This window comes from Flavobacterium sp. B114r, assembly GCF_056824125.1.
The window spans coordinates 1,763,861-1,776,136 of sequence record NZ_CP124858.1 but is presented as its reverse complement, the minus strand read 5'-3'; the positions used below and the strand labels follow the sequence as shown (position 1 = coordinate 1,776,136).

General features: G+C 34.5%; 6 protein-coding genes. 3 read left to right on the top strand and 3 right to left on the bottom strand.

The genetic code is table 11. The annotated features are described in order from the left end of the window. The first annotated feature begins 9 nt into the window (after nt 1-9). The 3 genes from QLQ94_RS07810 (at nt 10) to QLQ94_RS07800 (ending at nt 3,198) form a co-directional block, all read left to right on the top strand. The gene (locus tag QLQ94_RS07810) at nt 10-300 is read left to right on the top strand and encodes an HU family DNA-binding protein (RefSeq protein ID WP_007805026.1); all 291 of its coding nucleotides are present in this window, start codon (nt 10-12) and stop codon (nt 298-300) included. Between the two features lie 393 nt (nt 301-693). Then, nucleotides 694-2,238, top strand: a complete 1,545-nt coding sequence (locus QLQ94_RS07805) for a ribonuclease E/G (RefSeq protein ID WP_271338132.1) — start codon at nt 694-696, stop codon at nt 2,236-2,238. A gap of 165 nt (nt 2,239-2,403) precedes the next feature. Further along, a complete protein-coding gene (locus tag QLQ94_RS07800) occupies nt 2,404-3,198 on the top strand; it encodes a hypothetical protein (protein WP_271338133.1) in 795 nt (264 codons plus the stop codon). Nucleotides 3,199-3,204: 6 nt separating this feature from the next. Here QLQ94_RS07800 and pbpC read toward each other — a convergent pair whose 3' ends face one another. From pbpC to QLQ94_RS07785, 3 genes are all read right to left on the bottom strand, one after another. Continuing rightward, on the bottom strand, nt 3,205-5,580 hold the full coding sequence (pbpC, locus tag QLQ94_RS07795) for a penicillin-binding protein 1C (protein WP_482499464.1): 2,376 nt from the start codon (nt 5,578-5,580) through the stop codon (nt 3,205-3,207). 142 nt (nt 5,581-5,722) lie between these two features. Then, nucleotides 5,723-6,313, bottom strand: a complete 591-nt coding sequence (locus QLQ94_RS07790; RefSeq protein ID WP_271338134.1) for a transposase — start codon at nt 6,311-6,313, stop codon at nt 5,723-5,725. 164 nt (nt 6,314-6,477) lie between these two features. After that, nucleotides 6,478-12,156 (bottom strand): alpha-2-macroglobulin family protein, encoded by a 5,679-nt coding sequence (locus tag QLQ94_RS07785; protein ID WP_482499462.1) that lies wholly within the window; start codon nt 12,154-12,156, stop codon nt 6,478-6,480. Between the last annotated feature and the right edge of the window lie 120 nt (nt 12,157-12,276).

Below are 12,276 nucleotides of genomic sequence, written 5' to 3'. Positions count from 1 at the left end.
GGAAAGAAAATGACGAAAGCAGATATCGTAGCGAAAATTTCAGAGAAACTAGGTCTTGAAAAAGGAGATGTTCAAGCAACAGTAGAAACTTTTATGGAAGAAGTTAAAACTTCATTAGAAACTGGAGACAATGTTTACCTAAGAGGTTTTGGAAGTTTTATTGTAAAAACAAGAGCTGAAAAAACAGGTAGAAACATTTCTAAAAACACCACTATCAAAATTCCAGCACACAACATTCCTGCATTCAAACCTGCAAAAGTTTTTGTAGAAGGAGTAAAAACGAATAACGAAGCAAAATAATACTATTAATTAATCATAAAATCGACACGATATGCCAAGTGGTAAAAAAAGAAAGAGACATAAGGTAGCTACGCACAAAAGAAAGAAAAGAGCGAGAGCTAACCGTCACAAAAAGAAAAAGTAGTTTTAAACTACTTTTTTCTTTTTAAACGTTCATTGAAATTGAAAAAAAAGATGAAAGAGAAAAGAATTATAGAATATAGACGTAAAAATCTATGTTCTTTACTCTATTCTCTATTAATCTTCTTTTCCCCGGGTTCAATACCTGTTAAAAAAATATTGTTTAATCCATCCTTGTAGAAGTTGATGGTTTTTGGTTTTTGGTTTTTGGTTATTTTACCAACAACTATCAACAAACAACCGACAACCAATTCACGGATAAAAATTTACAGTGTGAATAAAGAATTAATCATTAGATCTAGTTCTGAAGCCGTAGATTTTGCCTTATTAAAAGATGGAAAACTAATTGAATTACACAAGGAAGAAGAGAAAAGCAACTTTCAGGTTGGTGATATTTTTATTGCCAAAATACGAAAACCCGTTGCCGGACTTAATGCTGCTTTTGTAAATGTAGGCTTCGAAAAAGATGCCTTTTTACATTATCATGATTTAGGACCTAACTTAGCTTCTCAACTGAAATTCATAAAACTTGTAAGCGCAGGTAAAATAAAAGATTTCTCCCTAAAAACCTTTCAGTTTGAAAAAGAGATTGACAAAGATGGCATCATTACTGATATTTTAAGTGCCAATCAATCTGTTTTAGTCCAAGTTGTAAAAGAACCTATATCTACCAAAGGTCCAAGAATAAGCGCTGAGCTTTCATTGGCAGGAAGATTTATTGTTCTCGTTCCGTTTTCTGACCGCGTTTCTATTTCACAAAAGATAGAAGACAAAAAGGAAAAGGATCGTCTAAAAAAACTTGTATTATCTATCAAACCAAAAGGATTTGGTGTTATTGTTCGCACAGTAGCCGAAGGCAAAAACGTAGCCGAATTAGAAAAAGATTTGCAGAACCTGCTTGGCAGATGGACTGCAATGTGTAAAAAATTACCAACTGCTCATCATCCATCAAAAGTATTAGGAGAGCTCAACAGGGCTTCTTCGATATTAAGAGATGTATTCAATGATACCTTTAGTGGTATTCAGATAGATGACGAAGAGTTGTACCATCAAACGAAGGAATATCTGCAAGAAATTGCACCTTCAAAACAATCGATTGTTAAGTTTTATCAATCAAATGACACTCCAATTTTCGAGAAATACAATATAGAGAGACAAATCAAAACTTCATTTGGAAGAACGGTTTCTATGAGCAAAGGCGCTTATCTTATCATCGAACACACTGAAGCTCTTCACGTTATAGACGTAAACAGCGGGAATCGTTCGAATAAGGCGACGAATCAAGAAGATACCGCCATGGAAGTAAATATGATTGCTGCCGCTGAAATTGCCAGACAACTTCGTTTGCGTGATATGGGCGGAATAATTGTAGTAGATTTTATCGATATGTCTAATCCTGAAAACAGGAAGGTTCTGTTCGACTTCTTGCGAGAAGAAATGAGCGACGATAAAGCAAAGCATAAAATCTTACCGCCTAGTAAATTTGGCTTAGTTCAGATTACCAGACAACGCGTAAGACCAGAAGTTAATATTAAGACCAGAGAAGAAGATCCTAACAATGAACATGGCGAAATTGAAGCGCCAATTTTAATCATTGACAGAATCAAATCTGATCTGGACAGAATTTTAAAAACCCACAAAAATGTTGTGCTTAATGTACATCCGTTTGTGGCTGCATACCTCAGTCAAGGTTTTCCATCATTACGTTCAAAATGGTTTTTTGAACATAAGAAATGGGTGAAAATCATACCTCGTGACGCTTACACGTACTTAGAATATCATTTCTATGATAAAAAAGGAAATGTTATTTCAGAATAAAAACAGAAACCGCCTCTCGAAAGATTGGCGGTTTTTTTATGCCTTAAAGTTTTTCATTTATACGCCTTATGGCTTTTAACATTACAAAGAAAACTTATAATGGTCATTACAATACAACTTTAAAAGTACCTTGCCTAATATTTTCTTAAAGCTAAAAGACACAAAATGCAAACAAATAAAATCAATAACCTACGCAGAAATATCACTATTAATTTTCTGCTTATCACTATACTTTTAATCTCATCAAAAATATCTGCTCAGAATGACACTATTTTCTTTGATCAGAATTGGAAAAAAACCAACAAAGAAACTGCGCTTTATTATCGAATTAAACCACTGCAAAACAAAGACAAACCCGGCTGCTGGCTGCAAAGTAAAAAATACCGTTCTCTTTATATAATTAAGGATTATTACCTAAAAGACAACACACTACAATTTGAAGGATATTCAAAAGATCCCGAAGGAGAGCACTTAATAGGAAATGCTAAATGGTTTAGCGAAGATGGCAATCTTATTGAATCCAGAGATTTCACTTACAAGCAAAATGGAGACAGTCCTGGTTTTAAAATTCCAGAATGGCCAATTCTATTTGTAGATTATAAAATTGCCGTAAAAAGTCAATTTACCGGCGGGCTTGAATTTTGTTTAGATTGTGAAAACAAAAATAAATTGTTTTTAGGAGTAGGATTCGGAGTAACTTCTTATAACCATACTTACTATGGCTTACCTGATTTCCATTTATCCTATAACAGGGAGATTCTATTTGTCAAGAGCGGCCTTTCAGACAAACATGCCTATGCCCTGGCCGGAGTAACGCTGCTAAATATTATAGATTTAGGCTTTGGTTATTCACAGCCATTTAATAACGATAAGATTCCGGTAATCAAAGGCTTTACTTTTGGGACTACTTTCAGATTTTCAAGAAATCAAAAAGCATACACGCAAATCAGAGTCATGTAATAAAATCTATTCTCTAACAATTTCTATTTTTCTTCTTATTTCATTACCAAAAGCATCCACCACCGTAATATGATGTATTCCTGATGTTGGTGTAATTGGCAGTTCGTGAAACGTTTTTGTTGTTGCTTTGTAAACATTATCAACATACCAAAATAATTCTTTATCCCTCTCTGAATAGGCTACTTTAAGAATTACAGGCTGAACTTCGCTATTAAAATTCTTCGTTAAATAAATTTTGCTATTCGACTTTGGGTAAATAAAATCCATCGTTGTCGTTTGTGTTCCCTGACAATCTTCTTTAAAAGGAGGCAAAGGCAAATACTCAATATGCTGGCTTTTGTAATACCAAGCCATAACGGGCGGTAAAACAAACCAATTTTTAGTTACTATATTATCGATACTTTCACAACTGCTGTTAACCTGAAATTTCTCTGTTTTGTCTAAATGAACTGTTTTATGATATGGACAAACTGCTGTAGATTTTCCTTTTTTGGGAACCCATTGCTTGATTTTAGGACATTCCTCTTTTACCAGATAACCACTCAGGCGACAAACCTCTACTTCATCTAAATCTTTATAAGGTGTTTCGAACCATCTTTGTCTTGGCAATAAATTAAAAATATCAAATAAAACAGGCGCTGCACTAGTTACACCGGTCAAGGTTGGCCTTCCCTCGCCTGTTGCATTTCCCACCCAAATTCCCACTACATATTTCGAATTTGTTCCAATTGCCCAGGCATCTCTGTTCCCGAAACTGGTTCCTGTTTTCCAGGCAATTTTCAGGGAACTGTCATAAAACTTCCAGGCTTCATCTCCTTCAGGTCGGTTCACTTCTTCCATTGCATTATATGTCAACCAAATTGATCCGGCGCCTATTATATTCTTCTGGTCTGTTTCTGATCCAAAATCAGGCTCAAAATCATTTCTGTAATTGAGCTCTGTAAATTCTTTGGTTCTGTATTTTGCTTGATTTTTAGTATAATAATTAACCGTTGAAGACAAACTTGCATACGTTCTGCACAAATCCCATAAATTACTTTCGGCACCACCTAAAATAAGAGATAATCCATAATGATCAGGCGTTTTATTGATATCTCTTAATTTGAATTTCTGTAATTCTTCATAGAATTTATTCACGCCAAAATCCTGCAGCATCAAAACAGCCGGAATATTCAATGATCGTGACAAAGCACGATGCGCAGGCACAGCACCATCAAAAGTCAGATTAAAATTTTGAGGTGTATATCCTGCAATCTGCGTTGGAATATCTGCTACCAAAGTATTGGGCAACAACTCGCCATCGTCTAACATCGCAGCATATAAAAGAGGTTTCAGGATACTTCCGGTACTACGTGGCGCATCAATAATATCAACATCTTTTTGGTGGTCTTTATCTGTTGGGGCATTTCCCACATAACTCATGACGCTTCTATTTGAAACATCGATCACCAAAATTGCTAAATTATTGACTTCATTTTGCTTGTATTGATTGTAGTAATATTTTGCAATTTGATTTACTCTATTCTGTAATGAATAATCAATAGTTGTTTTTACACGTGTTCCTTCTTCTCCTTTTGCAACTCTTTGCAATAAATGTGGTGCAATTTGCGGAAGATCATACGGTTTTTGAGGTAATGGTTCTTCAACAGCCAATTCGTACGTTTGTTTATCAATTATTCCTTCCTTATGTAGTTTTAGTAAAAGTCGGTTTCGTTTGTCTAATAACTTAATCTGATTTTTACCCGGATAAATTAAACTTGGAGCATTTGGCAAAACGGCCAAAGTTGCATTTTCTGCCCAGGACAATTGATTGGATTGCACACCAAAATAACGCCATGCAGCCATTTCAAGTCCAACAACATTTCCTCCAAAGGGCGCATGAGCAGCATACAACTCAAGAATTTCATTTTTAGAATATCCTAATTCTAATCGTGTTGCGAGAATAATTTCGATAAATTTTTCAAAATAAGTTCTTCCTTTACCTTTTCGGGACAATCGGATAACTTGCTGCGTTAATGTACTTCCTCCTCTGACTACTTTTCCGGCTTTTCGGTTTTGCTTGATAGCATTTACCACCGCCACAGGATTAAACCCCAGATGTTTATAAAAGTATTCGTCTTCAAAATAAACAATACATTTCTTGAATTTATCGGGAACGCTGTCTTGGGCAGGAAAACGCCATTGTCCGTCTCTTGCTATTTTAGCTCCTAATAATTCGCCTTCTTTACTCTCGATTACCGTAGAATAAGGCTCCTGAAATAAAGTTCGGGGTAATGAGAAATAATAAATCAGCAAGAGCAAAAATGCAATTACTGATTTTATCCTATTTTTTTTAATCCAATTTATAATGCGTTGTGAGAACGCTATTAATTTATTTTTCAAAATAATATTATCATTTTCATATCCTAACAGGTTTCCAAAATCTGTTAGGCATCTATTTTCAATCCCCAAAAAAAATATCCTTTTCTATAACATACTTAACAGGTTTTGGAAACCTGCTAGAATAAATAACCTTAAGGATTTTCTATTCGTCCATTAAATAAATATCATTCATTAATCCTTCGTACATAATTCTCCTTTCATCATGACAGAATTCAAAATTTTCTAATCCTCCAAATAAATTCAAAATAAAATCTCTATCAATACTCGTCCTTCTTTCAGACAAATAAGAACGATATGATGAATGTAAATAACTTGCAAAATGTTCCGTAAATTTATGTTTAACAGGATTTAAATGAACATATACAATTAATTGCCTTAAATAATTTTCATCTTCTATTCTGTTTCTTTGTAAATGCTCCTGAAATAAACTTCCGGTTCTATTGTAAGCTTCATTAATACTTTTTGAATAGGCATTAAACAAATTCGAAAATGGCAGATGAATTTTCTCTTTTAATTTTTCAGAAATGTCCACTTTATCTTTTATCCTTAACACGATATGAAAATGATTCTTAAGCAAGCAATACGCATAAATATCTGCGATGGGTAAAATGTATTTCTTTACTTTTTCCAGAAAATAATTATAGTTCTTTTCTTCAATAAAAATATTCTCTTTGTTATTTCCTCTGTTATAAATATGATAATATTGTCCCGCTTCAAAAATATCCTTCTTCACCTTCAATGAACTTTTAAATTATTTCTTTAACTTTTTATTATCCTAACAGGTTTTTAAAACCTATTAGGTATCTTTTTTTTTTAACTTTATTTTTATTCTTAGAATTCATATAAATACCTAACAGGTTTTAAAAACCTGTTAGGATACGTAATCCTATGTGAATTTTATTTCACCACCTCAACCCAGAATCCTTTTGTTCTGGCAAGGAATGTATTATCATACATGGCTTCACATTGTAATCCAGGTAAGTAATAATTCCCTAAGTAAGATGCATTCAGCAAAATGCGGAATACTTTTGTTTCTCTGGATTTCATTCCAAAATAGAAATTAGTTCTGTCGTCACGAATATCTATATAATCGGCAATATTATTTGTTGCATCACCATAATCAGTAAAACGAGTATTTACAATTTCGAATCCTGAAGGCAGAATTTGGGTTAAAGCTACATTTTCAATGCTTTCATTTCTTTGGTTTTTAACCGTTACCTCAGCAATAAATTCGGTTCCCTGATTAATTTTAGAAACGTTGATTACACTGCCTTTTCTATTTTTGAAAACAATAGCAGCAGCAACATCACTCTGAACTACATTTTCTTGTCCAATTGGCAATATTCCCGTGTTTAAAACACGAACATAAATCGTATTGTTTTTATTGTTTTTGAGTGTAATGCTATTAGATCCTGTTTGAACTACTAAACTTCTGTCGGCAATTGTTTTTTGTGTATTTATAGTTTCGCTTTTACCGCTTTTGCTAAACTGAATATTGATTCCTTTAGGACCATTACTTGCTGCAAATTTCGACATCGCATACAAACAATAAGCTGTTGTTTGCGTGCTCATCCATTGATTATTAGACATTTCTTTGGCTAATTTTGAGGCCATAGTAAATGCTTTTTGTTTTTGGTCTAAAAGCAACATCGTTTCTAAAGCCATTGCTCTGTTTCTTTCGCTTGAACCGTAATAGTAATAATTGTAATCACTTGATTCATTATCAACACTTGTACGCAATAACAGATTTTGTCCCGCCGCCTTTTGACCGGCTAAAACATAAGTTGCAGCCAAACGAAGCTTACTTTCGTTCGAAATACCTTTTATTTCACGCAATCTGTTCATTGATGATAAATCGGCATTTCCGGCTAAGGCTAATGTATATAACCTGTAAGCCTGCGCCATATCATTACCATACTTTGGTTCAAAACGCCATTGTTTCGCCTCTTTTTGTTGATACGAAATCCATTTTGATTTAAAGTTTATTGGTAAAACATATCCCTTTTTCTCTGCTTCTATCAGGAAATGTCCGGCGTATGAAGTTCCCCAATCGTCTGCAATTGTATTGCCCTGCCAGTAAAGCAATCCTCCGTTTGATAACTGAAAACTTCCCAATCTGGCAATTCCTGCAGTAATATTCTTTTGGATTAGTCCTTTTCTGGTTGCGTCTAAATCGACTACATCATTTAAAAACAATTGTGGAAAAACAGACGAGGTTGTTTGCTCTACACATCCATGCGGATACTGAATAAGAAATTGCAATCTCCCGTTCAGATTAATAGTTGGCATTGATGAAACTTCTAGTCTCGCTTTATTACTTCCGGATACACCAAAGGTTTGCCATGCAATAGTTTTTGTACTGTTTGGCGGCAAAATCACATCAGTATAAGTGCTTGTAACCGGATTAGGATTTGTCATATCAATCTCGACATCATAAACTGATTTTTCGCTTCCTGAAGTCGCAATAACCTGAACTTTCGCAATTCCTGTTGCAGCCCCCACCACTAAGTTAAAATATGCCATTTTTTCGTCAGGTTGTGCAAAAGTCAATCTTTGAACTGCACTTCCCATTACTTTTAGTCCGGCACTTGTTTTTATCTGAATGGAAACATTTTTAATTTTACTTTCGGTTGCAAAAACTGTAACAGGAATTGTTACTTTCTCCGATGGTGAAATTTTTCTTGGCAATGAAGCCAATACCATTAAAGGACTGCGAACAGGAGTTGCTTTCTCTACACTTCCATAAGCACTTGTATTTGCATCACCGGCAACCACCATTGTTCGAACAGAGCCAATATATTTAGGTAATTTCAGTTCATGTGATTTGGTTTGCCCTTTTTCTAATTTAAATGGACCATAATACAATACAACAGGTTTGAACCGGTTGGCTTTTTTGGCTTTTCCTCCGCCTAAATCCTGATCTCCACCAATACTGAAAATCTGATTTATTTTTCCGCCATATGCTCCAATAACATCATCATAAATATCCCAGGTTTTCACGCCTAAAGCTTCACGAACATAAAAACTATCCCATGCATTTGGCGTTTTAAAACGAGTTAAATCCAGTAAACCTTCATCTACAACAGCAATAGTATAAGTCATTTCTTTGTCTGTTTTCTCTCCCACTTTTACTGTAAACGTCTGCTCTGGTTTTAATACATCCGGCATTGAAAGTGTTGGAGCCAAAATGGTATTTTTGTCGACAACTTCTATTGGAACAATTCCGTACATACGAATAGGCGAATCGTTTTTGGTCGAAGCATGCGGTTGTAAAAGTGTAATATTAAAATACACATTTGGAGCCATTGCCGCCGTAATTGGAATCTCGACTTTGGTTTCTCCTTGTTTTGTTTTTGCCCAAAGTGTATGCACTACTCTTGATCCGTTTTCGATCGAAATTAAAGCACGTCCGCCTTCGCTTGAAGGAAAAGAGATTTGGGCTTTTTCGCCCACTGCATAATTCTTTTTATCTGTTGAGAATACCAACATATTTGCTGTTGAAGCATCTCTGTTACGTGTTTTTCCGGACCAAATTGGCCAGTCAATATTTACTGTCAATGCAGTTGCATGTCCGTTGTCCTGATCTGAAACCCGAATCATATAACGTCCCCATTCTTCATCTGTCAAAGTAAATTGAAAACTTCCTTTTCCGTTAGAATCTGTATCAATTATGGTCGTTTTATAAGCTGTTGTTGAGTTCGATGAGTTATAATTAGATAAATTATCGCTTGAAGAATCCCACCACCATCTCCAGTCTACCTTATAAATTCTGACTTCAAGATTTCGAACTGCTTTTGGCCTTCCGTTTTCATCAACAGTAACCACCTCAAAGCGATTATTTGCTCTTGTTTCAAGCATATTGTATTTGTTAAGCTCAGGTGCTTTTACTCCTACATATGTTTTATAGGGAGAATAAGTAGTCGAGATAACATCTGTACTAAAATCTCCTCCTTCTTCATATACTTTTGTAATGAATGACGCACGAAGCATTCCCGGCGCCTGACCTTGCAATTTAGGCTCTATATTTACTGTAGCTTTTCCGTTTTCGTTTAATTTTCCTGAAAAAACATTGATTTCCTCTGTACTAAATTTGCGTACCAAATCATCAAAAGTAAATTTATCATATCCTTTAAACGTTGTCGTTTGCTGCGAAAATTTAGCCTGCATTTCTACATTCAGATTTTTCGCAATTGCACCATGAAGCCACGTAACTTCAAGATTACTAGTATTTGGATAAGAGGACGAAAGTGTTTTTCTTGAAAAATTATTCTTTATTTTTAATCGGTTTGGTTTAATTGTCTCAATTTTAATGCTTTTATAGAACTTAGCACCACCAACGCTTATCATCGCTTCCCAATTTCCTGTTGGCGCTTCTGCACTGGTAGGAACTACAAATGAATAATGGTTTAATTCATTTGTTTTCTGAATTGTCTGATAGGTAGTTTTTCCATTTGGATCATTCAGTCTAAACTTTATTGGATGTGATTTTGGCAGTTTATTCGACTCATCATTTAAGATAAACGATAAATATAAATTATCTCCCGGACGCCAAACGCCACGCTCTCCATAAATGTATCCTTTTAGCCCTTTTTGCAAAGTTTCTCCAGCAACATCAAAATTACTTACAGACAAAGAAAGTCCGTCGTCCAGTTTGACATAGGTCGATTGATCGCCTAAAGTAACGATGGCAAAATAAGCGAATTTATCTAATTGAAATGAAGCAATCCCTTCACTGCTTGTTGCAGCAGTAGCTATTTTTTGCTGCTGATAGGTATACAAATCAACTCTTGCATTTGATACTGGCTCTGTTGTTACTATATTATTTACGGCAAATAAGTATGATTTATTTTCTCCTCTTTTGGCAATAACCCCCAAATCAGTTGCTAAAATATTAGTTCCTATTTTGGCGTTGTAATAATACGAGCCTGTACAAGGATCTTCACTTTCTCTCCAGTCATAACTCTCATAATCATAGTCATAATCATCGTAGGAGTTGCCACTGTAGTTTACATCATTTTCATCAACTTCATCTTCGTCTTCATCATTTTGGTCTGGCTCAGAGGTTTCACATTTATATAGAGAATATTTCTTTTTATAAACAAATTCTACTCTATAAATTGCTCCCGGTTCCGGTGTAATTATTTTAGATAAATCTAAGGCAAACGTATTCCATCTACTTGGGTTTATTAATCCGTTTTCATTTAATTTTAGTGTTGTTTTTGCAATTGGCTGCGCTACTTTTTTAAGATTCTGACTTCCGTTTAATTGGTTATACTGAAGAAATTGAAGAATATTGTTTTTATAAATCTTATATACTTTTACATCAACTGCACTTAAATTTACAGCTTCAAAATTTAACTTTAAATTATTTGAACTTGGCAGAATTGTTCCGTTTTTAATAAAACGAACACTTGGTTTTATTTGTCCAAAAGTTATTTTCTCGGTATAATTCGAGTCCATTTTTTTACCATACTGGCTTTCGATTCCCTCAAAAACTTCTAATAATAATTCTCCTGTTATAACCGTTTCGGGCTGCTCATCAGGAACAACCTCCACAACTTCAGAAACAGTGTCTACTGCAACTGCTGCAGAATCGACCGCTACTGAGGCAGAATCGACAGTAACATATGCCGGCTCTTGTACCGCAACCGGAGCGGGAACTTCTTTTTTGGCTGCAGCTTCATTACTAAAATAAACTTTCAGCACGTTTCCTTGTGTCGAAAATTTTAAATTATTAGTGTTCTGAATTGAGACCAATCCTTTAAAATCCTGTGCTTTTTCTAATGGTTCCGAAAAATTGATTAAAAGGGATTGATTGCTTCCTTCCGGAATATCAACTTTTACGATTTTAAATTCATTTATACTTGTAATCGCGTAATCTAATTGTCCTTTCTTGTCAATATCAAAATCACTTCCGTCATATTTAATCTCAAGATTTGTAGCCTCATCATAACGCTGAATACTATCAATTACAAAATGGAATTCTTTAGCAGAACCTGATTTTTTTTCAAATTTAATCTTTAGATTATTTCCTTTTTGATTGGCCGAAACTAGCTTTACAGCAGTTTCAAGATCAATATTATCTGCTGTTTTTAAGACACAGTTTAAATACTGATATTGTTTGCTATACGACTGAAGATCTGCCGTATTTATCGTAAAATCCTGTTTGATTGTTTTTACCGTGAAGTTGAATTTCGAAAGTGCCGCCTCTTTTTCTTTCGGAATTGCGGTTAGTTTATCTAAGTTTAAAGTAACCTGATATTCTGTTCCGGGTTTTAATTTTTTTTCAGGAATAAAGGCAAGTGTGTTGGTGGAAAGTGCTACTACTTTTCCGTCGACACTTGGTGAAATATCTAACAAATCACTGTCTAAAACCTGATTGACTTTCCAGTCTTTTTTATCAAAGGCTAAAACTACCCGAATATCAGATTCCGACGAGACGATTCCTCCCGTAAAACTGACGATATACTCTTTAAATAGTGAAAAATCGGAATTAAAATCAGCAGCTGATTTTCTACCGCAAGATTGAAAAATAAAGAACACACAAAACACGAGAACTAATCCTTTTGCTTTCACTTTTATTTAGAATTATAAGGTTACAAATTTAAAATTGACAGAACATTTTAAATTTTTCGAATCAAATGCATAACTGCTGTACTGTCAATTATATTGTAGTAAATATAGATTATTTTTCTA